Annotated in this window: 24 protein-coding genes and 1 tRNA gene; 17 read left to right on the forward strand and 8 right to left on the reverse strand. The window is 61.0% G+C overall.

Annotated features, from left to right (window positions below; all coding sequences use genetic code 11):
• Nucleotides 1–10 precede the first annotated feature (10 nt).
• From LQK84_RS00200 to LQK84_RS00210, 3 genes are all read right to left on the reverse strand, one after another.
• On the reverse strand, nt 11–295 hold the full coding sequence (locus tag LQK84_RS00200) for a type II toxin-antitoxin system RelE/ParE family toxin (protein WP_230826603.1): 285 nt from the start codon (nt 293–295) through the stop codon (nt 11–13).
• A gap of 264 nt (nt 296–559) precedes the next feature.
• The gene (locus tag LQK84_RS00205) at nt 560–1075 is read right to left on the reverse strand and encodes a CinA family protein (RefSeq protein ID WP_230826604.1); all 516 of its coding nucleotides are present in this window, start codon (nt 1073–1075) and stop codon (nt 560–562) included.
• Entirely contained in the window at nt 1072–2286 is a 1215-nt protein-coding gene (locus LQK84_RS00210; RefSeq protein ID WP_230826605.1) for a bifunctional 2-C-methyl-D-erythritol 4-phosphate cytidylyltransferase/2-C-methyl-D-erythritol 2,4-cyclodiphosphate synthase, read from the reverse strand. The genes LQK84_RS00205 and LQK84_RS00210 overlap by 4 nt, the downstream gene beginning before the upstream one ends.
• 201 nt (nt 2287–2487) lie before the next feature.
• On the opposite strand from LQK84_RS00210, the gene dusB reads away from it, so the two are divergent.
• From dusB to LQK84_RS00260, 10 genes are all read left to right on the forward strand, one after another.
• Nucleotides 2488–3495, forward strand: a complete 1008-nt coding sequence (dusB, locus tag LQK84_RS00215) for a tRNA dihydrouridine synthase DusB (RefSeq protein ID WP_269071696.1) — start codon at nt 2488–2490, stop codon at nt 3493–3495.
• Nucleotides 3492–4634: a two-component system sensor histidine kinase NtrB gene (locus tag LQK84_RS00220; protein WP_230826606.1), complete on the forward strand. Its 1143-nt coding sequence runs from the start codon at nt 3492–3494 to the stop codon at nt 4632–4634. Before dusB ends, LQK84_RS00220 begins: the two co-directional genes overlap by 4 nt.
• Before the next feature lie 5 nt (nt 4635–4639).
• Complete coding sequence (gene ntrC, locus LQK84_RS00225; protein ID WP_230826607.1) at nt 4640–6094, forward strand: nitrogen regulation protein NR(I); 1455 nt, start codon at nt 4640–4642, stop codon at nt 6092–6094.
• A 150-nt stretch (nt 6095–6244) separates the two neighbouring features.
• Nucleotides 6245–8515 (forward strand): sensor histidine kinase NtrY-like, encoded by a 2271-nt coding sequence (locus tag LQK84_RS00230; RefSeq protein WP_230826608.1) that lies wholly within the window; start codon nt 6245–6247, stop codon nt 8513–8515.
• Nucleotides 8505–9869: a nitrogen assimilation response regulator NtrX gene (gene ntrX, locus LQK84_RS00235; RefSeq protein WP_230826609.1), complete on the forward strand. Its 1365-nt coding sequence runs from the start codon at nt 8505–8507 to the stop codon at nt 9867–9869. Before LQK84_RS00230 ends, ntrX begins: the two co-directional genes overlap by 11 nt.
• Before the next feature lie 41 nt (nt 9870–9910).
• Nucleotides 9911–10774, forward strand: coding sequence for a D-amino-acid transaminase (locus tag LQK84_RS00240; protein ID WP_230826610.1), 864 nt, complete (start codon nt 9911–9913; stop codon nt 10772–10774).
• A 99-nt stretch (nt 10775–10873) separates the two neighbouring features.
• On the forward strand, nt 10874–11113 hold the full coding sequence (gene hfq / locus LQK84_RS00245) for an RNA chaperone Hfq (protein WP_109857631.1): 240 nt from the start codon (nt 10874–10876) through the stop codon (nt 11111–11113).
• Nucleotides 11114–11188: 75 nt separating this feature from the next.
• Entirely contained in the window at nt 11189–12505 is a 1317-nt protein-coding gene (gene hflX / locus LQK84_RS00250; protein ID WP_230826611.1) for a GTPase HflX, read from the forward strand.
• A 71-nt stretch (nt 12506–12576) separates the two neighbouring features.
• Complete coding sequence (locus LQK84_RS00255) at nt 12577–12879, forward strand: ribbon-helix-helix domain-containing protein (protein ID WP_230826612.1); 303 nt, start codon at nt 12577–12579, stop codon at nt 12877–12879.
• Complete coding sequence (locus LQK84_RS00260; RefSeq protein WP_230826613.1) at nt 12876–13172, forward strand: type II toxin-antitoxin system RelE/ParE family toxin; 297 nt, start codon at nt 12876–12878, stop codon at nt 13170–13172. The genes LQK84_RS00255 and LQK84_RS00260 overlap by 4 nt, the downstream gene beginning before the upstream one ends.
• Here LQK84_RS00260 and mazG read toward each other — a convergent pair.
• Nucleotides 13169–13996: a nucleoside triphosphate pyrophosphohydrolase gene (gene mazG, locus LQK84_RS00265; RefSeq protein ID WP_230827253.1), complete on the reverse strand. Its 828-nt coding sequence runs from the start codon at nt 13994–13996 to the stop codon at nt 13169–13171. The two genes, LQK84_RS00260 and mazG, sit on opposite strands and share 4 nt — an antisense overlap.
• Before the next feature lie 24 nt (nt 13997–14020).
• Nucleotides 14021–14614: a nucleoside deaminase gene (locus LQK84_RS00270; protein WP_230826614.1), complete on the reverse strand. Its 594-nt coding sequence runs from the start codon at nt 14612–14614 to the stop codon at nt 14021–14023.
• Nucleotides 14615–14827: 213 nt separating this feature from the next.
• Here LQK84_RS00270 and cysG point away from each other — a divergent pair, with 213 nt between their 5' ends.
• The 6 genes from cysG (at nt 14828) to LQK84_RS00300 (ending at nt 20183) form a co-directional block, all read left to right on the forward strand.
• Nucleotides 14828–16264 (forward strand): siroheme synthase CysG, encoded by a 1437-nt coding sequence (cysG, locus tag LQK84_RS00275; protein ID WP_230826615.1) that lies wholly within the window; start codon nt 14828–14830, stop codon nt 16262–16264.
• 1 nt (nt 16265) lies between these two features.
• A complete protein-coding gene (locus LQK84_RS00280) occupies nt 16266–16571 on the forward strand; it encodes a DUF2849 domain-containing protein (RefSeq protein WP_230826616.1) in 306 nt (101 codons plus the stop codon).
• A gap of 70 nt (nt 16572–16641) precedes the next feature.
• The gene (locus LQK84_RS00285) at nt 16642–18312 is read left to right on the forward strand and encodes a nitrite/sulfite reductase (protein WP_230826617.1); all 1671 of its coding nucleotides are present in this window, start codon (nt 16642–16644) and stop codon (nt 18310–18312) included.
• Nucleotides 18313–18326: 14 nt separating this feature from the next.
• On the forward strand, nt 18327–18830 hold the full coding sequence (locus LQK84_RS00290; protein WP_230826618.1) for a DUF934 domain-containing protein: 504 nt from the start codon (nt 18327–18329) through the stop codon (nt 18828–18830).
• A 202-nt stretch (nt 18831–19032) separates the two neighbouring features.
• Nucleotides 19033–19845 (forward strand): ferredoxin--NADP reductase, encoded by an 813-nt coding sequence (locus LQK84_RS00295; protein WP_230826619.1) that lies wholly within the window; start codon nt 19033–19035, stop codon nt 19843–19845.
• Between the two features lie 149 nt (nt 19846–19994).
• Complete coding sequence (locus LQK84_RS00300) at nt 19995–20183, forward strand: hypothetical protein (protein WP_230826620.1); 189 nt, start codon at nt 19995–19997, stop codon at nt 20181–20183.
• A 96-nt stretch (nt 20184–20279) separates the two neighbouring features.
• Here LQK84_RS00300 and LQK84_RS00305 read toward each other — a convergent pair.
• Nucleotides 20280–20369 (reverse strand) — tRNA-Ser (locus tag LQK84_RS00305).
• Nucleotides 20370–20603: 234 nt separating this feature from the next.
• Between LQK84_RS00305 and LQK84_RS00310 the strand changes: the two genes are divergently transcribed.
• The gene (locus LQK84_RS00310; protein WP_230826621.1) at nt 20604–21173 is read left to right on the forward strand and encodes a DUF2799 domain-containing protein; all 570 of its coding nucleotides are present in this window, start codon (nt 20604–20606) and stop codon (nt 21171–21173) included.
• 83 nt (nt 21174–21256) lie between these two features.
• On the opposite strand, the gene LQK84_RS00315 is transcribed toward LQK84_RS00310, so the two are convergent.
• Complete coding sequence (locus LQK84_RS00315) at nt 21257–22261, reverse strand: IS30 family transposase (RefSeq protein WP_230826622.1); 1005 nt, start codon at nt 22259–22261, stop codon at nt 21257–21259.
• Nucleotides 22262–22450: 189 nt separating this feature from the next.
• Nucleotides 22451–23872 (reverse strand): HD-GYP domain-containing protein, encoded by a 1422-nt coding sequence (locus LQK84_RS00320; protein ID WP_330166386.1) that lies wholly within the window; start codon nt 23870–23872, stop codon nt 22451–22453.
• Nucleotides 23873–24016: the final 144 nt, after the last annotated feature.

Genomic DNA, 24016 nt, shown 5'->3' on the forward strand with positions numbered 1-24016 from the left:
CTGCCGCAGGTCATGCCGGCGGCGGCCATTGCTGCGCTCCATGCAGGAGCCGCAGTATTTCCAATTGCTGATTTCGGATTCTATAGACGACGACGAAGGGTGTACGGGGAACGAATAGTTCCCTTGTGCCTGTTCGTCTGCCGCTGCGTCCCATTTCCGGATGGGCGCCGAGGTGGAAAACATGTATGATTACGCGGTCACCGATATCGATCGCGCTTTTGGGATTGTCGGCGGCGATGTAGTCGATTTGCGCGTTCAGGTCGGCAACCGCACGCGGCAGCCAGATGATCTTCACGCCGTTTCGTCCGCCTTGTCGATGCGCCGAGCCAGGTCGGCACGCTTACGGTCCCAATCTTTGCGGATATCGGCGTCATCGATCCAGACAGTTTCGGGATCGTCGGCCTCCTTCAAGGCGAGATCAACCTGTTGGCCAAACCATCTATCATGGTCAGCAACCGGTTGTTTCCGAGGTAGGGGCGCCATGGCCAATCACCGTTCGTCTTGAAGGATGCAGAAAGCTAATTTACGCCTTTCCCTGCACGTTTCAAGGTGAGGGGTCTCACCCCTTGTAATTCGGGTCGATCACCGCAAGCTTCAGCATCATCTCCAGCGCCGTCTTCACCGTCGCAAAGCGCACGGCCGCGCGGCCGATTTCGCCGTAATGCATGTCGCGGTGAAGCAGGGTGCCGTTATAGTGCTTGGCGGCGATGTGGACGAGGCCGACGGGCTTTTCAGCCGTGCCGCCATCCGGGCCGGCAATGCCGGTGCAGGCAATCGACAGGCCGGCTTCCGAGCGTGCGAGCGCGCCATGGGCCATTTCCATGGCGGTTTCCTTGGAGACCGCGCCATATTGCTTGATGGTGATCGGAAAGATGCCGAGCATCTCGATCTTGGACGTATTGGAATAGGTCACGAAGCCGCGGTCGAAGACGGCGGACGAGCCGGGGATTTCGGTCAGTGTGGTCGCGATCAGGCCGCCGGTGCAGGATTCGGCCGCGGCGATCATGATGTTGCGGTAGCGGCAGGCTTCGATGACCTGACGGGCCAGTTCGATATTCTCAGCATGGGCGGTCATGACCGTCCTCCTTCATAAATGACTGTCGCCGTCGCAATCGCGGCGATGCCTTCCTCGCGGCCGACGAAGCCGATCTTCTCGTTCGTCGTCGCCTTGACCGAGCAGCGGTCGATGGAAATGTTCAGGACAGCCGCCATGTTGGCGCGCATCGCCTCGCGATGCGGCCCGACCTTGGGGCGCTCGGCGATGATCGAGACATCCGCATTGGTGATCGTGCCGCCGCGTTCGCGCACGATGGACGCCGCCTTTTCCAGGAAGATGCGCGAGGGCGCTCCCTTCCATTGCGGGTCGGAGGGCGGGAAATGGTCGCCGATATCGCCGGCACCGCAGGTGGCGAGCAGAGCATCGGTCAGGGCGTGCAGCGCGACATCGGCATCCGAATGGCCCGACAGCGCCATTTCGTGCGGAATGAAGACGCCGCAAAGCGTGACCCCGTCGCCGGGGACAAGCTGATGGACATCATAGCCGTTTCCGCAGCGGACATCGGCAATCATGGTGCGTCTGAGCCTTTCATCGGCGAGGTCGATATCGCGCTTCACCGTGAGCTTGACATTGCCCGCCAAACCTTCCGCGAGGCTGACGTCGTGGCCTGCCCATTCGGCAATGGCTGCGTCGTCGGTGAAGGTGAAGTCCTCCGCAGAGGCAGCCTTCTGATGCGCGTCCAGGATTGACGCAAAATCAAAGGCTTGCGGCGTCTGTGCGGCATAGAGGCCGGAGCGGTCGACGGTTGCGGTGATGCGCCCGTCCTCGGCGCGCTTCAGCGTTTCGGCGACCGCAAGCGCGGGCAGGGCGGCCTTTGCGCCGCCATCAAGGAGAGAGGCGATTCCATCCATGAAGGCTGCCGTCACGAAGGGGCGGACGGCGTCATGAATGAAGGCGTAGCGCGGCTCGACATTTCTGAGGGCTTCAAGTCCATAGAGGACCGAGTGCTGGCGGGTCGGGCCACCATGGACGATGATGAGGCGTTCGGCACCCGTCATTCCGGCGACCGCGTTCACCAGCAGCGCCTCATCGTCCGGATGGATGACCACCACGATCGCCCCGCTGCGCGGCCAGGCGAGGATGGCTTCGAGCGTATGACGGATGACAGCCTTGCCACCGATCGGGCGATACTGTTTCGGCCCTTCATGCGGCGCGCCGGCGCGCTCGCCGCGGCCTGCGGCAACAACGACAAATGCGCAGTCTCTGGCCAGTTCCGCCGTGTCATTCATATTTCAAATTCCAAACTGTTGTCTTGTATCCGTCAAAAACGTCCCGTAAGGCACGCCACAACGGACCCAAGGCCTTACAAGTGTAAGAGTATTTTTTCCAGTCCAAAGCTTTTTTGAGACCTTTACCGCTGCCCCCTTGGCAAGAGCATGGCGAATGTCTAAAAAAGGTGCAAAATAATCTGATGCACGAAAGATAATCATTTGCATCGCGTGAGCCTGCTATCTGCGTTTTCGGCCGGAACGGTCGAAATTCGCAACCGAGTGATCCTCGCGCCCATGTCGGGCGTGACGGACCTGCCTTTCCGTAAACTCGCCTGGCGTTATGGCGCGGGCCTGACCGTGACCGAGATGGTGGCGAGTGGCGAACTCGTGCGGGACATGCGCGAATCGCGCCAGCGGCTCAAGGGCACAGGCGCGCGTCCGCACATTGTACAGCTGGCGGGCCGCGAGGCGCGCTGGATGGCGGAAGCCGCAAAGATAGCCGAAGGCGAGGGCGCGGACATCATCGACATCAACATGGGCTGCCCGGCCAAGAAGGTCATTGGCGGCTATTCCGGTTCTGCCCTGATGCGCGATCCGGATCTCGCACTGTCGCTGGTGGAAGCCACGGTCGCGGCAGTTTCCGTACCCGTGACGGTCAAGATGCGGCTCGGGTGGGACGAGACGTCGCTGAACGCGCCGGAGATCGCCAGGCGCTGCGAGGATGCGGGCGTCCAGATGATCACCGTGCATGGACGCACCCGCATGCAGTTCTATGAAGGCAAGGCCGACTGGGACGCCATCCGCGCCGTGCGCGACGCGATCAGCCTTCCGCTCATTGCCAATGGCGACGTGGCCTCTGCGGATGATGCCGAAGAGATCCTGCGCCGCTCCGGTGCCGATGCGGTGATGGTCGGACGCGCGAGCCAGGGACAGCCCTGGCTTTGCGGCAAGATCGCCGGCGTCTGCGAAACCCCGGCCCAAGCCGAGATTGCGGACATTGCCGAGGAGCATTATCGCGACATGCTGTCCTTCTACGGGGTAGAAGGTGGGCTGCGCCATGCGCGCAAGCATGTTGGCTGGTATCTCGACCGGCACACCATATCGATGGAGCCGGCCGCCCGCGTGGCCATCATGACATCGCATGACCCGGAAGCCGTGGTGAGGGGGCTGCGCGAGGCGCTGCTTTCGGCCGAAGATTCGAGCGCCGAAATCGGAGAAGCCGCATGACCACCAAGCCGCCCGCCATGCCACTGGAATCGATGGAAGCACTTGCGCTGCCGGTTCTGAACGCGATCCAGAACCCTGTGATCATGCTGAACTCGGACGGCTATGTCGTCTTCGCCAACTGGGAGGCCGAGGCCTTTTTCGGGGCGAGTGCCACGCATCTGTCGCGTTACGTCATCGAGGCGCTGATCCCGTTCGGCAGCCCGCTTCTGGCGTTGATCGAGCAGGTGCGTGAACGCCGCGCGCCGGTCAACGAATATCGTGTCGACCTGTCGTCACCGCGCCTCGGATCCGACAAGCTGGTCGATATCTATGTCGCCCCGGTCCTGACGACGCCGGGTGCGGTGGTCGTCGTGTTCCAGGAACGCTCGATGGCCGACAAGATCGACCGGCAGCTGACACATCGCGCCGCTGCCCGCTCGGTGAGCGGCCTTGCCTCCATGCTGGCGCATGAGATCAAGAACCCGCTGTCCGGTATTCGCGGTGCCGCGCAGCTGCTCGAAACCTCCGTCGGCGAGGAAGACCGCTCGCTGACGCAGCTCATCTGCGACGAGACGGACCGGATCGTGTCGCTGGTCGACCGTATGGAAGTCTTCTCGGACGAGCGCCCGGTCGATCGCATGCCGATCAACATCCACGTCGTGCTCGACCGCGTGAAGGCGATTGCGCAGGCCGGCTTTGCCCGCGACATCAAGTTTGTCGAGAACTACGACCCCTCGCTGCCACCGGTCTATGCCAATCGCGACCAGCTGGTTCAGGTCTTCCTCAACCTCGTGAAGAATGCGGCGGAAGCGATCGGCAACAAGCCGGATGGCGAGATCGTGCTGTCGACGGCCTATCGTCCGGGCATTCGTCTCTCGGTTGCCGGCACCCGCGAGAAGATCTCGCTGCCGCTGGAATTCTGCGTGCACGACAATGGTCCCGGCGTCCCGCAGGACCTCGTGCCGCATCTTTTCGATCCCTTCATCACCACCAAGACAAACGGTTCCGGTCTCGGTCTCGCCCTTGTCGCCAAGATCATTGGCGCGCATGGCGGCATTGTCGAATGCGACAGCCAGACCAACCGTACCACGTTCCGCGTTCTCATGCCCGTTTCCACGGATACGGCTGACAACGCGCGCAATGACGAACAGGCAGGATAAGCCCCATGACCAGCGCCACGGTTCTAGTCGCCGACGACGACGCCGCCATCCGCACCGTGCTCAATCAGGCGCTGACGCGCGCCGGATATGATGTCCGCATCACCTCCAATGCCGCCACGCTGTGGCGCTGGGTGGCGGGCGGCGAGGGCGATATCGTCATTACCGACGTCATCATGCCGGACGAGAACGCCTTCGACCTGCTGCCACGCATCAAGAAGGCGCGGCCGGAGCTTCCGGTCCTCGTCATGAGTGCGCAGAATACGTTCATGACGGCGATCAAGGCCTCCGAAAAGGGCGCCTACGACTACCTGCCGAAGCCATTCGACCTCACCGAACTGCTCGCCATCGTCAAGCGCGCGCTTTCCGAGCCGAAGCAGAAGGCACCGGAGCTGGAAGATGACCAGCAGGACGGCATGCCGCTGGTTGGCCGCTCCGCCGCCATGCAGGAAATCTACCGCGTGCTCGCTCGTCTCATGCAGACGGACCTGACGCTGATGATCACGGGTGAAAGCGGTACCGGCAAGGAACTGGTCGCCCGCGCGCTTCATGACTATGGCAAGCGCCGCAACGGCCCGTTCGTCGCCATCAACATGGCCGCCATTCCGCGCGATCTCATCGAATCGGAACTCTTCGGCCACGAGAAGGGCGCCTTCACCGGCGCACAGAACCGCTCGACCGGCCGCTTCGAGCAGGCCGAGGGTGGCACGCTCTTCCTCGACGAAATCGGCGACATGCCGATGGATGCGCAGACCCGCCTGCTGCGTGTGCTCCAGCAGGGCGAGTATACGACCGTGGGCGGGCGCATGCCGATCCGCACGGATGTCCGCATCGTCGCGGCCACCAACAAGGACCTGAAGCACCTGATCAATCAGGGGCTTTTCCGCGAAGACCTTTACTATCGCCTCAATGTCGTGCCGCTGCGCCTGCCGCCGCTGCGCGACCGCTCGGAAGACATTCCGGATCTCGTGCGCCACTTCGTGACGCGTGCCGAGAAGGAAGGTCTCGACGTCAAGCGTTTCGATTCCGAGGCGATCGAGGCCATGAAGACCTATGCCTGGCCGGGCAACGTGCGCGAGCTGGAGAACCTCATCCGGCGACTCACCGCGCTCTATCCGCAGGACGTCATCACCCGCGAGATCATCGACACGGAATTGCGCGCCGACATTCCCGACAGTCCGCTCGACAAGGCTGCCGGTCGTTCCGGCCCGGTCACCATTTCGCAGGCGGTCGAGGAAAACATGCGCACCTATTTCTCCGGCTTCGGAGAAGACCTGCCGCCGCCCGGCCTCTATAACCGCGTGCTGGCGGAGCTTGAATATCCGCTGATTCTGGCGGTTCTCACGGCAACGCGCGGCAACCAGATCAAGGCCGCCGAAGTGCTCGGCCTCAATCGCAATACGCTGCGCAAGAAGATCAGGGAGCTGGGCGTTTCTGTTTACAGAAGCGCGCGTACGAACTGATTAGGGCTTGCCAGGCGTTGCAATTTCGCCACAATATGTTGCTTGAAAGTCACGACTTTCAGCGTGACTCGTCGGATTCGCTTTGCCGAACACCGGCATGGGCGACCGTCTACCGTTGCTGGTCATCGGGTAGGCCTGGAGAATGTATTGATGGCAGGCAGCATCGCTGCATCGGAAGACGATAGCGCGACAGGGTTAGGCGCGCAGGATCGGCGCGCCTATTTCGCGCTGCCAGGCCTGATCCTGGCCGGCGGGGCGCTGACCTCGTCCGTCATTACCCTTTTCGTGCTTCTGGGTCTCACGCCGATCGCGCCGGAAACGGATGTCGTCATCGCATCCGCCGTGATCAACGGGCTTTTCGTCTTCGGGCTCATGTATCTGATCGGTCGCGAAGTGCTGCGGCTGATCAAGGCACGCCGGCGCGGGCGTGCCGCGGCGCGTCTGCATGTTCGCATCGTCTCGCTCTTTTCGATCGTGGCCATCCTTCCCGCCGTTCTGGTCGCGATTTTCGCATTGTTCACGCTGCAGGCCGGCCTTGATCGCTGGTTCTCGATCCGCACCCAGTCGATCGTCAATTCTTCCATTAACGTCGCGCAGGCCTATGTGCTGGAGAATGCCAGCTATCTACAGGGCCAGACGGCGTCGATGGCGAATGACCTCGACCGCAACCGCGCACTCTACAGTCTCGACCGTACCGGGTTCATCGATCTGATGACCCGGCAGGCGCGGGGGCGCGGGATGCTCGGCGCATTTCTCGTGCGTTCGGATGGCAGCGTCATCGTGCAGGCGGAAATCGAGACCGAGAAACCGCTTCCGGCCATTCCGAAGGATGCGCTCGACAGTTCAGTTGCCGGACAGCCGACACTGATCCCGCCCGGGGTGACCAACCTCGTGGGTGCGGTGATCAAGCTCGATGAAATTCCGGGCTCCTATCTCTACACGATCCGCGCCGTCGACCCGAACGTCATGTCGGCGCTGCGGTTGATGGAAGAGAATACCCAGGAATACCGGGCGATGGAGGCGGGGCGCGTGTCCCTGCAGGTCGCCTTTGGCATTCTCTATCTCGGCTTTGCGCTGATCGTGCTGCTCGCCGCCATCTGGACCGCAATCGCGATTGCCGACCGACTGGTGCGCCCGATCCGGCTTCTCATCAGTGCGGCAGACAGCGTGGCCACCGGCAACTTGAACGTGATCGTGCCGGTTCGCGCCGCAGACGGCGACGTCGGCAACCTGTCGCGCACCTTCAACAAGATGATCGCCGAAATCCGTTCTCAGCGCGACGAAGTTCTCGCCGCCAAGGACGAGGTGGACGACCGCCGGCGCTTCATCGAAGCCGTGCTTTCGGGCGTCAACGCGGCGGTGATCGGTGTCGAGGAGGACGGTCGCATCACGGTCGCGAATCCCTCGACCGAGGTCTTTGTCGGCCGGCCGGCGGATGACATCGTCGGGCATACGCTGGGTGAGCTTTCGCCCGATGTCGACGAGGTGTTTGCCGAGGCCGTGGCCCGGGGGCGTGCGAGCTATCGCCGACAGATCAACCTTCGCATCAATGGCCGCGAGCGGACGCTGAACGTCCAGATGACGCGGGAGGAATCCGATGAGGCCAAGAGCGCCTGGGTTCTGACCATCGACGACATTACCGATCTCGTGCTGGCACAGCGCTCGACCGCCTGGGCGGATGTGGCGCGCCGCATTGCGCATGAAATCAAGAACCCGCTGACGCCGATCCAGCTTTCGGCGGAACGGATCCGCCGCCGCTATGGCAAGCAGATCAACCAGGATGACCGCGAGGTCTTCGACCAGTGCACGGACACGATCGTCCGGCAGGTGGGTGACATTGGACGCATGGTGGACGAGTTCTCCTCGTTTGCCCGCATGCCGAAACCGACCAAGGCGGCCTGCGACCTGCGCGATATCCTCAAGGACGCTGTCTTCCTGCGCGAGATGGGCAATACGCATGTGCGTTTCGAGAAGGATCTGGGCGACGTACCGCTCGACGGCGTGTTCGATTCGCGCATGCTCGGCCAGGCCTTCGGCAATCTGGTGAAGAACGCGGTGGAGGCGATCGAAGCCTTGCCGGCGGGGGCAGCGCGCGAGGAAAACCGCATCATGGTCCGGGCGCGCGCGGACGGCTCCGGCGAGCGCTTCGTCGTCGACATCATAGACAACGGCAAGGGGCTGCCGACCGAGAACCGCAACAGCATTCTCGAGCCCTATATCACGATGCGCGAAAAGGGCACCGGCCTCGGCCTCGCCATCGTCAAGAAGATCATCGAGGAACACGGCGGCGAGCTTGAACTGCACGACGCGCCGGAAGAATTCGACGATGGGCGCGGCGCGATGATCCGGGTGTATCTGCCCCGGACGGAAGCCGCCCAGCATGTCGAAACGGAAATGAAGGAAGCAGCCAATGGCGTCTGATATTCTTATCGTGGACGACGAACAGGACATCCGCGAAGTGGTGTCCGGTATCCTTTCGGATGAGGGGCATGAAACCCGCACCGCGCATGACAGCGACAGCGCGCTGGCCGCCATCAGCGACCGCGTGCCGCGCCTGATCTTCCTCGACATCTGGATGCAGGGCAGCAAGCTCGACGGGCTGGCGCTGCTGGACGAGATCAAGGCGCGCCATTCCGATGTACCGGTGGTGATGATTTCCGGCCATGGCAATATCGAAACCGCCGTCTCGGCCATCCATCGCGGCGCCTATGACTTCATCGAGAAGCCGTTCAAGGCCGACCGACTGATCCTCGTTGCGGAACGGGCGCTGGAAAACTCGCAGCTGCGCAAGGAAGTCAGCGAACTCAAGAAGCGTTCCGGCGATCCGGTGGAACTGATAGGCACCTCTGTTGCCGTCTCGCAGCTTCGCCAGACGATCGAGAAGATTTCGCCGACCAACAGCCGCATCATGATCCTCGGCCCCTCCGGCTCCGGCAAGGAGCTGGTGGCGCGCATGATCCACAAGAAGTCGTCGCGTTCCGACGGTCCGTTCGTGGCGCTGAATGCGGCGACGATCACGCCGGACCGCATGGAAATGGCGCTGTTCGGCACGGAAGGACAGCCGGGCCAGCCGCGCCGCACGGGCGCTCTGGAAGAGGCCCATCGCGGCACCCTCTATCTCGACGAAGTCGGCGAAATGCCGCGTGAGACGCAGAACAAGATCCTGCGCGTGCTGGTCGACCAGCAGTTCGAGCGCGTCGGTGGCTCCAAGCGGGTGAAGGTGGATGTGCGCATCATCTCCTCGACCGCCTACAATCTGGAAAACCAGATCGGCGAGGGGCGTTTCCGCGAGGATCTCTATCATCGCCTCGCCGTCGTTCCGATCAAGGTGCCGGCGCTCGCCGAACGGCGCGAGGACATTCCCTTCCTCGTCGATCTCTTCATGCGCCAGATCAGCGAACAGGCCGGCATGAAGGCGCGGCGCGTGGCCGACGATGCGCTCGCCGTTCTGCAGGCGCATGACTGGCCGGGCAATATCCGCCAGCTGCGCAACGTCATCGAGCGCGTGCTGATCCTGACGAGGCCGGAAGGCGGCGACATGACGATCACGGCGGATCACCTTCCGCCCGATGTGGTGGACATGATGCCGAAGATCTCGGCGCAGGGCGACCAGCACATCATGACGCTGCCGCTGCGCGAGGCACGCGAACTCTTCGAGCGCGACTATCTGATGGCGCAGATCAACCGTTTCGGCGGCAATATCTCGCGCACGGCAGAATTCGTCGGCATGGAGCGCTCGGCACTGCATCGCAAATTGAAGTCCCTGGGCGTTTAAAGCAAAGCGCCCGGTCTCTTTCGTTCATTCGGAAATCGTCAATGTCCAGAATTGCCTATGTCAATGGCCGCTATGTGCAGCATGCGGATGCCTCCGTTCATATCGAGGATCGCGGCTATCAGTTTGCCGATGGGGTCTATGAAGTCTGCGAGGTCCGCCACGGCATGATCGTGGACCTGACGCGCCACCTTGACCGGCTCGGCCGCTCTCTATCGGAACTCTCGATCGACTGGCCGATGGATCGCCGGGCACTGACGCTGGTCATCCGGCAGGTGCTGCGGAAGAACGGCGTGACGAACGGCATGTTCTACATGCAGGTGACGCGCGGTGTCGCCAGGCGCGACCACGCCTATCCGGCGCATGCGGTGAAGCCCTCCATCGTCATCACCGCGAAGAACACCGACCGCAAGGCAATCGACAAGAAAAATGCCGACGGCATCCGCGCCATCACGCTGCCGGACAACCGCTGGGACCGCGTGGACATCAAGACCGTGGGCCTTCTGCCCAACGCCATGGCGCGTCAGGCGGCCAAGGTGGCAGGCGCGCAGGAAGCGATCTATGTTGATGCCGAAGGCTACGTGACGGAGGGTGCTGCCACCAATGTCTGGATGGTCGGAACCGATGGCGTGCTGCGCACGCGGCCGGCCGAACACGGCATTCTGCGCGGGATTACCCGCACGACGCTTCTCGATGTGGCGAAGCGGGACGGGATCGAAATCCGTGAAGAGCGTTTCACTGTCGAGGATATGCTGAACGCCCGCGAGGTCTTCATCACGGCGGCGACAAGTATCTGTTTTCCCGTCGTTTCCATCGACGGCAAGACGATCGGCAATGGTCACCCCGGACTTGTGTCAAAGCAGATCAGAGAAGCCTTTTTCGACATTGCGGAAAAGACATTGATTTGATACGAGTCTTCTATTGCCGCAAAAGTGAGGGTTTGCGGGGACATCATTTCATTCCAAGCGGCGTCCCGAACGCCGGCACATAAGAAAGTAGCGGCGCATATGGCGGAACGTTCTCAGAACCTCCAGGACCTGTTTCTCAACACCGTCAGAAAGCAGAAGATTTCGCTGACGATCTTCCTGATCAACGGCGTGAAGCTCACGGGCGTTGTGACGTCCTTCGACAATTTCTGCGTCCTTCTGCGCAGGGATGGTCATTCCCAGCTGGTTTACAAGCACGCGATCTCGACTATCATGCCCGGCCAGCCCGTGCAGATGTTCGAAGGTGAAGACGCGGGCTAACGGATAAAAGCCATTTCAGACGAATTTGACACGACCGACGCTGCCGGCGCGGAACACGACGTTCCGCGCGACGACATGCGTGCGCTTGTCGTTGTGCCGGTGCTGAAGCACCCGCACCCGAAGGGCGAGACCGCGACCACGGCTCCCCGCTCCAACGAAGCCAAGCTGGAAGAAGCCATCGGCCTTGCCCGCGCCATCGATCTCGAGATCGCGGGCGGCATCATCGTGAGCGTCTCGCAGCCGCGCCCGGCGACCCTGATGGGCACTGGCAAGGTGGAAGAGATCGGCGAGATGGCCAAGGCCGAGAATGCCGGCCTGATCATCGTCGATCATCCGCTGACACCGGTGCAGCAGCGCAATCTTGAGCGTGAATGGAAGGCCAAGGTCATCGACCGCACGGGCCTCATCCTTGAAATCTTCGGCCGCCGCGCCTCCACCAAGGAAGGCACGCTGCAGGTCGAGCTTGCGCATCTGAATTATCAGAAGGGCCGTCTCGTTCGCAGCTGGACCCACCTTGAACGCCAGCGCGGTGGCGCGGGCTTCATGGGCGGCCCCGGTGAAACGCAGATCGAAGCCGATAGACGTGTGCTGCAGGACAAGATCGTCAAGCTGGAGCGCGAGCTGGAACAGGTGCGTCGTACGCGCCAGTTGCACCGGGCCAAGCGCCGCAAGGTGCCGCATCCGATCGTGGCTCTCGTCGGCTATACGAACGCAGGCAAATCGACCCTGTTCAACAGGATCACAGGTGCCGGCGTTCTTGCCGAGGACATGCTGTTTGCCACGCTCGACCCGACGCTGCGCCGTATGAAGCTGCCGCAGGGTCGCACGGTGATCCTGTCCGACACGGTGGGCTTCATTTCCGACCTTCCGACGCATCTCGTCGCCGCCTTCCGCGCGACGCTGGAAGAGGTGCTGGAAGCCGATCTCATCCTGCATGTGCGCGACATGTCCGATCCGGACAATGCGTCGCAGGCGGGCGACGTCATGCGCATCCTGACCGATCTCGGCATCGAGGGGCAGGAGGCGGAAGACCGCATTCTCGAAGTCTGGAACAAGATCGACCGGCTGGAGCCGGAGGCCCATGAGGCCATTGCCGACAAGGCCGCCGCCACCGCCAATGTCCGCGCCATTTCGGCCGTGACAGGCGAGGGCGTCGATGCGCTCATGGAAGAAATCAGCCGCCGCATTTCCGGCGTGATGACCGAAGTGACCATCGACATTTCACCCGACAAACTGTCACTGCTGCCCTGGCTCTATGCCAACGCCATGGTCGATGAACGCCACGACCAGGAAGACGGCTCGGTGAGCCTCGATATCCGGATATCGGCGGCGTCCTCGGGCGAGCTGGAGCGCAAGCTCGGGACGGTGAAGTCGAAGAAGGATGAGTGGTAGGCTGCCTACTCTGTGCGTGCTTTGATCGAGTGCGTTCCTGTGTTATTTTCGCATGAACAGGAGCTTGATCCATGTCGAGAACACGCGCGCTCACCATCGAATTGCCTGAAGAAATGGCAGATATGATTGCCGAAAAGGTGCGCTCGGGAGAGTACCAGAGCGAGAGCGACGTTGTGGTCGATGGGCTGCTGTCCTTGGTTTTCGAAGACGGGCCGCATCAGGCAGAGATTGATCGGTGGATGAAGACGGAGATGGTTCCGATGCTTGAAGCCATTGACGCCGATCCTTCGCTGCTCATCCCGATCGAGGAAGCATGGGAACAGATCGAGGGTCATATGGATCGAGCCGCAAAGAACGCAGGCTATCGTGAATGAAGCACCGCGTCGTTCTCTCCTCGTCTGCGGTATCTGATGTCAATGAAATCTTTGATTACATTCTTGCTGAAGCAGGCGAGCGGATTGCGCGTGACTATATCGGGAGGATGCGAGACTTTCTTCAGCGTCTCGAGTTGTTTCCGCATCGAGGGACAGTGATCAATAACGACAGCAACATGAGAAGCGTCGGTTATGAGCGCCGCGCGACAGTGATCTTTCGCGTCGAAAACGGTCAGGTAACAATCCTTCGTGTCTTCCATCGAGGCCGCAATATCGACCTGGATGAGATCTAGCCCTGCCGCTCCGACCCCTTCGCCTCAACCCAAAGCTCTTCCATCCGCTCCAGCGAGGCATCCCCGATTTCCTCGCCTGACGCTTTAAGAGACGTCTCTATATATCTGAATCGCCTTCTGAACTTCGTATTCGTTCCGCGCAGCGCCATCTCCGGATCGGCCCCGATATGCCGCCCGATATTGACGGTGGCGAAGATGAGGTCGCCGAGTTCGTCGGCGACGGCTTGTTGGTTGCCTTCTGCCAATGCCTCGCGGAGTTCGCCGAGTTCCTCCTCGATCTTGTCGAGGATGGGGGCGGCCTCCTTCCAGTCGAAACCGACCTTGGCAGCCTTCTCCTGGATCTTGAGCGCCTCGGTCAGAGCCGGAAATGACCGCTGGACCGAGCCGAGCAGGCCATTGTCGGGTTCGACATAGCCGGCCCTTGCGCGGCGTTCGGCGCGCTCGCGCTTTTCTTCTGTCTTGATCTCATCCCATTGCGCCTTCACCGCGCCGGGTGTTTCGGCGTCCGAGACGGCGAAGACATGGGGGTGGCGGCGGATCATTTTGCGGGTGATTGCCTCCACCACGTCACCAAAGGAAAATTGTCCTTTTTCTTCAGCCATTTGCGCGTGGAAGACGACCTGCAGCAGAAGGTCGCCCAATTCCTCGCAGAGATCGCCCATGTCGTTGCGCTCGATGGCGTCGGCGACTTCATAGGCCTCTTCGATCGTGTAGGGCTTGATGCTCTCGAAATTCTGTTCGAGGTCCCAGGGGCAGCCGGTCACGGGCGTGCGGAGCGCCGCCATGATTTCGATGAGGCGGGAGATGTCGCGCGAGGGTTCCATGGTCATGCTGTCTCGGTTCTCGTCTCAGTTCAGGGGAATGGCATTGGCGGACTTGCTGGACTGGTAGACATTCGACAGCCGGTCATATTCCGTCTTGATGCGTGCCGTCTGGTCCTGCAGCGCGGTCCGCTCCGCGTCCGGCGATGAGGCAACGAGGTCGCCGAGATAGAAGCTCTTCCAGAAGGCGTTCTGGCGATGGTAGCCGCCGGCGTCGAGGCCATAGAGTTCCTTCATGATCTTCAGGTCATGCGGAATGGCGAAGGCGTCGCGGCTATCCTCGTGGCTGTAGAAATAGTAGTAGTTGTCGAAGCCGGCCCAGGTGATCGCCGACATGCACATGGTGCATGGTTCGTGCGTCGAGAAGAAGATGAGGTCCTTCGTGTTCTTCTCGCCAGGGCGTTCGTAGAACTGTTTCAGCGTGTGGACTTCGCCGTGCCAGAGCGGGTTTTCGATTTCGTTGTTGGTGCCTGCAATCACCAGCGACAGATCGGACTTTTTCAGGATCGCCGCGCCGAAAACCTTGGCGCCGCTATTGACGCCCTTGTGCGTCAAGGGCAGGACATCCTTCTCCATCACATCGAGGAGGCGGGCGGCAATGACCTCGGGCGCATAGTCCATAAAGCGATCCTTTCACGGTTTTGAAGTGACTCGACGTTATTGAGCCATGTCCGCGCTGTAAATCGAAGCTTGTGTTAACCGGGCGGATTTGCTCAGAAAGCTTTTGTTCGGGGCAAAGAAATATCCTGTCCGTGCTCCATCCGCATTTCTGTTCCTTCCGGTTTTCGTGCCGAAAAGAGAATATTCTGCCAAAGTGAGATCAGGCGCGCATTCATGATTGCAAGAGAAGACCAGCTTTCGGTGTTTCCGGCCTTCTTCCGTGTGGCGGGGAAGGTGGCGCTTGTCTATGGCGAGGGCGACGAGGCCTATGCCAAGGCGCGCCTGCTTGCCAACACGCAAGTGGAGATCATTGTTGCCGCCGATGCGCCTGAAAAGGCCTTTGCTGATTTCATTTTCGCCCATGGCCTGCGGCAGGTTTTGCCGGAGGAGGGCGATGCCCTGATGCATCAGGCGGTTCTGGTCTTTGCCGCGACGGGCCATGAAGCGGAAGACCGCGCCATTGTCGACCGCGCACGCGCATTGAAAATCCCGGCCAACGCCGTCGATCAGCCCGACTATTGCGACTTCTTCACGCCAGCGCTCGTCAACCGCGCACCCGTGGCCGTGGCGATCGGCACCGAAGGGGCAGGGCCGGTTCTGGCGCAGATGATCCGCGCAGCCGTCGATCAGATGCTGTCGCCGTCGCTCGGCCGTTTGGCGCGCCTCGCCATAAATTATCGCGACCGCGTGGAACAAAAGATCCCGAAGGGCGTTTCGAGACGAGTCTTCTGGCGTCGTTTCTTTTCCGGCGCAGTTGCGGACGCCGTGGCAAACGGCAATGCAACACTCGCCGCGGCCGAGGCGGATCGTCTCCTGAGCGCCTCGGCCGGTTTGCCCGGCCATGTCTGGCTCGTCGGCGCAGGCCCTGGGGCCGAAGATCTTCTGACGCTGCGTGCCCAGCGCGTCATGATGGAAGCCGATGTGATCGTTTATGACGCGCTGGTTCCCCAGGCCGTTGTCGATATGGGCCGGCGCGATGCCGAGCGCATTCCGGTTGGCAAGCGCAAGGGCTGCCATTCAAAGTCTCAAAATGAAATCAACGATCTGCTGGTCGATCTTGGCAAGTCAGGCAAGCGTGTCGTGCGGCTCAAGTCCGGCGATCCGCTGATCTTCGGCCGTGCGGCGGAAGAGATGGCGGCGCTGCGCGAGGCGGCCGTGACCTATGAGATCGTGCCGGGCATTACCTCTGCCTTTGCGGCTGCTGCCGATTTCGAATTGCCGCTGACGCTGCGCGGCGTTGCCTCGTCGCTCGTCTTCACCACCGGCCACGACATGACCGGCGATGTGCTGCCCGACTGGGCTCGGCTTGCCGTATCCGGCGCGACCATTGCCGTCTATATGGGCCGCACGGTTGCTGCCTCCGTGGCCGAGCGGCTGATTGCCGGCGGGATGCCGCGCGAGACCACGGTTGCCGTCATCGAGAATGCCAGCCGTCGCGAGGCGCGCCTGTTCCACGGCACGATCGCCGACCTGCCGAGCCTGCAAAATTTCGACGAACTGACCGGCCCGGTCATGGTCGTCATCGGCGAGGCCGTCGCCGGAGCCCATTTCGACAAATCCACGCCGCTCAGCCTTGCAGCGCTGCAGCAGCCTGCCTCCATGGGAGTTTGACATGATCTACAAGGTTCTCACCGCCAATCGTCTCGGCGACGGCATCGCCGTCTGGCTGAATGCCAGTGGCGAGTGGACGACCTCGCTCCAGGACGCACTGATTGCCCGCCACGCGGAAGCGGAAGCCTCGCTGGAAGCCATCGGCAAGCGCGATTTTGCGGCCAACAAGATTTTGGACGTCAACCTCGTGGAAGTGGAAGAGGTGGGCGAAACGATCCGCCCCATTCGCCTGCGCGAGCGCATCCGCGCTGAAGGCCCGACCGTCGGCTATGGCGAGAACGCCTTCGACGCCCCGCGCGCCGCCTAATTTCATACGCAATTCCGGACGGAAAACCGCTTCACACTTTTCCTGGAATTGCTCTGATACCGGAGACACCATGTACCGTTACGATGAATTCGACCACGCCTTCGTGTCCGCGCGCGTCGCGCAGTTCCGCGACCAGGTGGAGAGGCGCCTTGCCGGCGAGATCGCCGAGGATGCTTTCCGCCCGCTGCGCCTGATGAACGGCGTCTATCTCCAGCTTCACGCCTATATGCTGCGCGTCGCCATTCCCTATGGCACGCTGAATGCGAAGCAGATGCGGATGCTGGCCCATGTTGCGCGCAAGTATGACCGCGGCTACGGCCATTTCACGACGCGCCAGAACATCCAGTACAACTGGCCGAAACTCTCCGACACGCCGGATATCCTGACGGATCTGGCGTCTGTCGAAATGCACGCGATCCAGACCTCGGGCAATTGCATTCGCAACGTCACGGCCGACCATTTTGCCGGTGCCGCCGCCGACGAGGCTGCCGATCCGCGGCCTTATGCGGAAATCCTACGCCAGTGGTCTTCCGTCCATCCGGAATTCTCCTTCCTGCCGCGCAAGTTCAAGATCGCTGTCACCGGCGCCGAGCATGACCGCGCGGCGATCCAGGTTCACGATATCGGCCTGCAGCTGAAGAAGAACGACAAGGGCGAACTCGGCTTTGCGGTCTGGGTTGGCGGCGGGCAGGGGCGTACACCACTTCTCGCCAAGAAGATCCGCGACTTTCTGCCCGAAGAAGACCTGCTCTCCTACACGACCGCGATCGTGCGCGTTTACAATCTGCACGGCCGCCGCGACAACAAGTACAAGGCCCGCATCAAGATCCTCGTCCATGAAACGGGCGTCGAGGAACTGACGCGTCAGATCGAGGCCGAGTTCGTGCATCTCAAGGATGGCGAGCTGAAGCTGCCCGATCAGGACATTGCCGCCATCACCACCTATTTCGCCCCTCCGGCATTGCCTGAGCGGCCAGAGGGCTGGGCAAGCCTTGCCGCCTGGAAGAAGTCGGATGAAGGCTTTGCACGCTGGGTGCAGCAGAATGTACATCCGCACAAGAACCCGGACTATGCCTCCGTCACCATCTCGCTGAAGCCGATCGGCGGCATTCCGGGCGATGCGACGGACAGCCAGATGGACCTCGTTGCCGATCTCGCCGAAGAATACGCCTTCGACGAAATCCGCATCAGCCATGAGCAGAATATCATTCTGCCGCATGTGGCGATCGCCGATCTGGAGCCGCTGTATCGTGCGCTTCAGCCGGCCGGTCTCGGCACGGCCAATGCCGGGCTGATCACAGACATCATTGCCTGTCCGGGGCTCGACTATTGCGCGCTCGCCAATGCCCGCTCCATTCCGGTGGCGCAGGAGTTGTCAACACGCTTCGGCTCGGCTGAACGCCAGGCGGAGATCGGCGAACTCAAGATCAAGATTTCCGGCTGCATCAATGCCTGCGGCCACCACCATGTCGGCCATATCGGCCTGCTCGGCGTCGAAAAGAAGGGTGCAGAACTCTATCAGATCACGCTGGGTGGCTCGGCGGACGAGAACTCGTCCATCGGTGAAATCATCGGTCGCGGCTTCGAGCCGGAGAAGGTGACGGATGCGGTGGAAACCGTGGTCAACACCTATCTTACCATCCGCACCGACGCCGCCGAGCGCTTCATCGATACCTATCGCCGGGTTGGCCCGCAGCCGTTCAAGGACGCGCTTTACGGTCCGTCCTCCAAGGCGGCTTGAGAAAGAACTGACGCATGACCAAGATCTGGAAAGAAACCGGCTTTGTCGAGAATGACGCATGGGTCTTGCCCGTCGAGGGCGAGGCTCTGCCGCAAGGTGCTCGGCCGATCCTGTCGCTTGCCGAATTCCTCGAGCAGATGGAAGCCAGCAACGAGGGCGGTTTCGGCGTTCTGATCGCGCCTGCCGATGATGTCACGAAGCTTGCGCCGCATCTGGAGCGCATCGCGCTCGTGGCACTCGCTTTCCCGGCGTTCAACGACGGTCGCGCCTTCAGCCATGCCTCGCTGCTTCGTGAGCGCCTGGGCTACGACGGCGAGGTAAGGGCGGTTGGCGATGTGCTGATCGACCAGATCCCGCTGATGATCCGCTGCGGCATTGACAGCTTCGCCGTCACCAATGCGACGGCACTGAAGCGCCTTGCCGAAAATCGCCTGCCGGGGATCAGCCTGCACACCCAGCCGGCCTTCAAGGCGGCCGAGGCCGGGCAGGGGTTCAGCTGGCGTCGCAAGGCGTCGTAAGGCGCCACGCTGCCGCCATCCATTGATGCATATCAAATCTTAAATGTATATTTGAGATATAGGGTTTGCGAGAATGGCGGCAAAGCATTCTCCGTCAAAGGCGACAAATAGAACAAGGTCGCTTCACCGGCGGTCGGAAATGTAATATCTGCCTCTCAAACTCAAGTTTGTCTGCGGCACGCCCACCCGGATTGGATCAAGAATGAACGCACCCGTATTGAAACAGGATGTCGCGGCAGAGGTGCCGGCCGGCGTCTTCGCTGAAACCGTGACCTTCGTCCATCACTACACGGACCGTCTGTTCCGCTTCAGGATGACGCGGCCGGAAAGCTTCCGCTTCCGTTCGGGCGAGTTCGTGATGATCGGCCTGATGGTCGAGGGCAAGCCGCTCTATCGCGCCTATTCGATCGCCAGCCCCGCCTGGGCCGAGGAACTGGAATTCTTCTCGATCAAGGCGCCGGACGGCCCGCTGACGACCGAGCTGCAGAAGATCCAGCCGGGCGATACCGTCTTCATGCGCAAGAAGCCGACGGGAACGCTGGTGCTCGACGCGCTGACGCCCGGCAAGCGCCTTTACATGTTCTCGACAGGCACGGGCATCGCCCCCTTCGCCTCGCTGATCCGCGAGCCGGAAACCTATGAGAAATTCGAGGAAGTCATCCTCACCCATACCTGCCGCGAAGTCGCCGAGTTGCAATACGGCTTCGACCTCGTCGAGGAAATCAGGAACGATGAAATCCTCTCCGAGATCGTCGGCGACAAGCTGAAGCATTATGCGACGGTAACGCGCGAGGACTATCCGTTCCAGGGCCGCATCACCGACCTGATGGAAAACGGCAAGCTCTATGCCGATCTCGGCGTTCCGCCGCTGGACCCGGCCATTGATCGCGGCATGATCTGCGGCTCGGCAGCGATGCTCAAGGATACGAAGGAACTGCTGGAGCGGGCAGGGCTTACCGAAGGGGCCAACAACAAGCCGGCGGAGTTCGTGATCGAACGGGCCTTTGTCGGCTGAGGCACTCGTGTTTGTGTCGAGGTGCGGAACCACCGCACCTCGCGCCTCGTCCCGATCTTCGGCCGCAAAAGCCGGCAGGCGTGGATGAACTTTCTGTGACCCTCTGTATTTGCCGCAGGATTGCCTCAATTGCGGCTAGACCGTAACCCATGCGCATCCAGATCTACATCATCTCCATCCTCGCCAGCCTGATCGCCTGGGGAATGATCTACGACAGCAGCCGCGATGTCTATCGCAGCGCCTGGCGGGCCGGTGTCATCCCGAACCTGAAGATCCATTCGCGCGTGCACCATATCCTTGAAAGGGAACTCGTTCATTTCGAACGCGTTGGCGCTTAAGCCGGCTTTTGCCGCAACGGCATTGCGGGCGGTTCGGCGGACCGGAAACCGGCTCTTCAAAGTCTTCGTCGAACAGTGATGGAATTTGGGGCGCTTTGGCGGAAGAGGTGGGATTCGAACCCACGGTACGGTCTCCCGCACGCCGGTTTTCAAGACCGGTTCCTTAAACCACTCGGACACTCTTCCATCCGTCTGAAGATAAAGAGAAAATCTCGATTTCTTCAGCTATCGGAAAACGGCATTCGCTGAAGCGATCCAGCGATTTCGTTTTCCGACTTGCGCTTATAGCCGCTTGCAACGCGACGTCAACTGCTTCGCAGCATCGGCAGGCGCGAAACGGTCTTTACTTGAAAAACCGATTGCCTAGTATTGCTCCGGGGATATCAGGGGGCTGATGGGGCGATGACTTCCAGATTTTGTGTGACGCTGGCGTTCTGCGCGGCGATGGTGGCGTCGCTGTTCCTTTCTGGTTGCGCGACACTCAACAAGAACGAATGCCAGACGGTCGATTGGGAGCAGCTCGGGCTCCAGAACGGCCAAAACGGCGAGCCGCAATCCTATATTGCCGAACATCAGAAAGCCTGCTCGCAATACAAGCTGCCCGTCGATACGGCAAAGTGGGATGCCGGCTGGCAGAAGGGCATCCGGAATTATTGCACGCCTGCCAACGGGCTGGCCGCCGGGCAGAAGGGACGCACGGATGCCAGCATGTGTCCGGCCGACCAGATGCAGCAGTTTTCCTATTACGCGCAGATCGGCGGGCGTGTTCACTCGGCGCAGTCCGCGGTCGACAGCGCACGCTATGAGCTCGACCAGATCAGCAACGACATCAAGGTCGAAAAGGATCGCGACCGGAGAAACGACCTGTGGCGTCGTCGTGACGATGCGCGGATGCGGATGCAGGATGCACAGGACGCGCTCTATGTGGCACAGCGTCAGGCTGACGAAGCCTATGCCGACCTGATGAGAAAGGGACCGCCGAGGCAATAGGTTTCAAAGGGCAGACGTCCTGAGGCTCCAGGATTTGGTGCTGGTTCCAATTTGAATGCAACGCGTCGCGGAAATCTACATCTTCATGTGCCCATAGCCAACAGATGCTGACGGAACACTTCCTTGGGCGTCCTATACTCCAAGCACTTTCTCGGCGTGTCGTTGAGCCGATCGCACAGTGCCCGGATGTCTTGATCGGTGATGTCCAGTACAACGGTTTCCGGGGGTAGATAGCGCCGGACACGCTTGTTGGTGTTCTCGACGGTGCCTTTCTGCCAGGGCGCCTGCGGATCGCAGAACCATGCCGCCGCTCCCATGCCAGTCTCCAGTTCGCGCCATGACGTGAACTCCAGTCCTCTGTCGAATGTCAGGCTTTGGCGGGCTGCGGCGGGCAGGGGAGTCAGATGATGGATCAACTGGTTCATGATCGGCTTCGAGCGCCGGTCGTTATTGCGAAACAGCACCGTGTAACGGCTCTTTCGTTCAACAACAGTCGCTATGTTGGCGGAACCATGCTCCTTTCTGAAGATCATCAAATCCGCTTCCCAATGGCCGAATTCCTGTCGGGAATTGACCCTTTCAGGTCTGTTCCGTATGGCGCATTCCATGGGAAAGACGAGGCTTCGGGGTTTGCGAGCATATCGGGGCCGGCGCCTTCTGCGTCTTTCGGGCAGATATCGCGCCAGTTGCTGATCTTGGCCTTCCTTCGAGTAGACATACCGATAGATCGTCTCATGGCTCAACCTCGTCTGTGCACCACTCGACAGCCGGATCCGTCCCGAAATCTGTTCAGGCGACCAACCCTCCTGCAAACGCTCAATGACGGCCGCGCACAGAAGAGGATCGCGCAGCAGTTTACGATACTGGCGCCGGCGAGCCGCCGCCAACCGGTGCGCTGTCACATGCCAGTAGCCTTCGGCAATCGGGACCTCTCGGTCATGCCAGAAATTGCGCCGCAGTTCCCGGCAGATGGTCGAACGATCCCGACCGAGCCTGCGGGCGATCTCGGCCTGGCTGATCTTCTTCTCATTCATCTGCGCGATGATACGTCGTTCGTCCAAACTCAACTGCATAAAAGAGCGGGCCATTCCATCCTCCTGAAATCATGGCCATTATTGTCTCCGTTGCATTTGAAAATGGAATCTGCCTGGCAACATATCCAAATCTGATAAGATAGATTATGGAACATAAATGTCCATACGTGTGCCGATTTGCCGAGGTCTGGGCCGATGTGATCCAGCTTGCGTGGCTTGGTCCAGGGCCCGCCCATGATTGGATCAGACCGCGCTTGCGGTTTCCCGTGCGGCGCTTGCCTTGGCGTTCTCAAGCCTTCCGATGGCTGATACCAGCGCATCGAAGCAATCGCGATCAAGACCGGTGCCAACTTCCTCCCGCATGATCGACAGTGCCTTCGATGTCGCCATCGCGGCGCGGTATGGACGGTCGGCGCTCAGGGCGTCGAAGATGTCGGCGACCGTGACGATGCGTGTTTCCAGATCGAGTACGTCGGCGCCGATGCCGTTGGGATACCCCTTGCCGTTGAGCTTTTCGTGATGGTTCATGGCAATCGAGGCAATGCCGGAAAACGTGTCGATCCTCGACAGGATATGTTGGCCGAGCACCGGATGGTTCTTCATGGCACGCCACTCATCCTCATCCAGCTTGCCGGCCTTGTCGAGTATCTCGTTGGAAATGCCCAGCTTTCCAATATCGTGCAGAAGCGCACCACGGACCAGCCAGCGCTTGCGCGAAACCTCCATGCCCAGTTCTTCGGCGATCATGTCGCTATAGAGCGCAACGCGCTTGCTGTGGCCGCTGGTAAACGGGCTCTTGGCGTCCACGACCTGTGCGAAACCATCGGCGATGTCATCCAGCAGATCGTCATCGACAGGCGTGCGGTTCGTGGCCGGTTCGAGCGCGAACACCCGGGCTTCAATGTCCTGTCCTTCGAGCACGGCCCAGAAAGACTGGTCCTTGGCGAGCCTCTCGAAGAGGGTGACAAGCTCAGGGTCAAACCAGGTCCCTGCCCGCCTGCGCACCTCGCTCAGCGCAGCCTCGCGACCGCCGGTGATGTGAAAGACATCGATGACCTGGGCGAGAAGCGCAATGCGGGCCAGCAGTGAAATGTCGTTCTGCTGGCGACCGAGCGGATGGCCGCGACCATCCCAGTGTTCGTCAAGGTCCAGAATGCCGCGCGCCACGGTCTCGGGAAAGCGCATGGTGCGGGCAATCTCGGCGCCGCGCTCGCAGCGCGTCTCGATGAGATCGCGCGTGATGTTGCCGGCGTTTCTGGCGATGTTCAGGATGGTCTTGAGCTTGGTGGCGAGACCGGATTTCACTGCCGTATTCGTCGCCACGAAATGCAGAACCTGACCGAGGCTCTGATCCATCAGCTTGGAATTGCGCTTGAATTCGTGGTCATTCGTTGCATAGAGCTGGCAGATGCGCGCCGCATTGCTGCTGCATCCAAGGTCCTTCAGGAAGAGCATGTAGAAGAGATCGTGCAATTCGGACGTCTCGAGGCCGAGCCGTTCGCCGACATGCATGCCGATCCAGCAGCATCTGGCACTGTGGCCGACCGGCTGGCCGTCCGTCATGTCGAGCGCGGCGCTGAGAGCGCTGACCACTTCGGCAAGGTGCAGCGTGTCTGCCCGCACGGTCATTCCAGGCGAAAGCTGCGCCAGATTGGCCATCGTCATCATCGACCCCCGAGTTTGCTGCTGGGACCATTATGCGGCGACTGCGTTAAGATATGGCAAGCAAACGCGGGTATGGCCGCTCTGCAACACCTACCCTCTTGCGCTTTGCAAAAATTGCACCAAATATTCCTGTGAAAGGAATAT

Origin of the sequence: Rhizobium sp. C4 (genome assembly GCF_021026315.1) — a bacterium.
Classification (GTDB): domain Bacteria; phylum Pseudomonadota; class Alphaproteobacteria; order Rhizobiales; family Rhizobiaceae; genus Ensifer_A.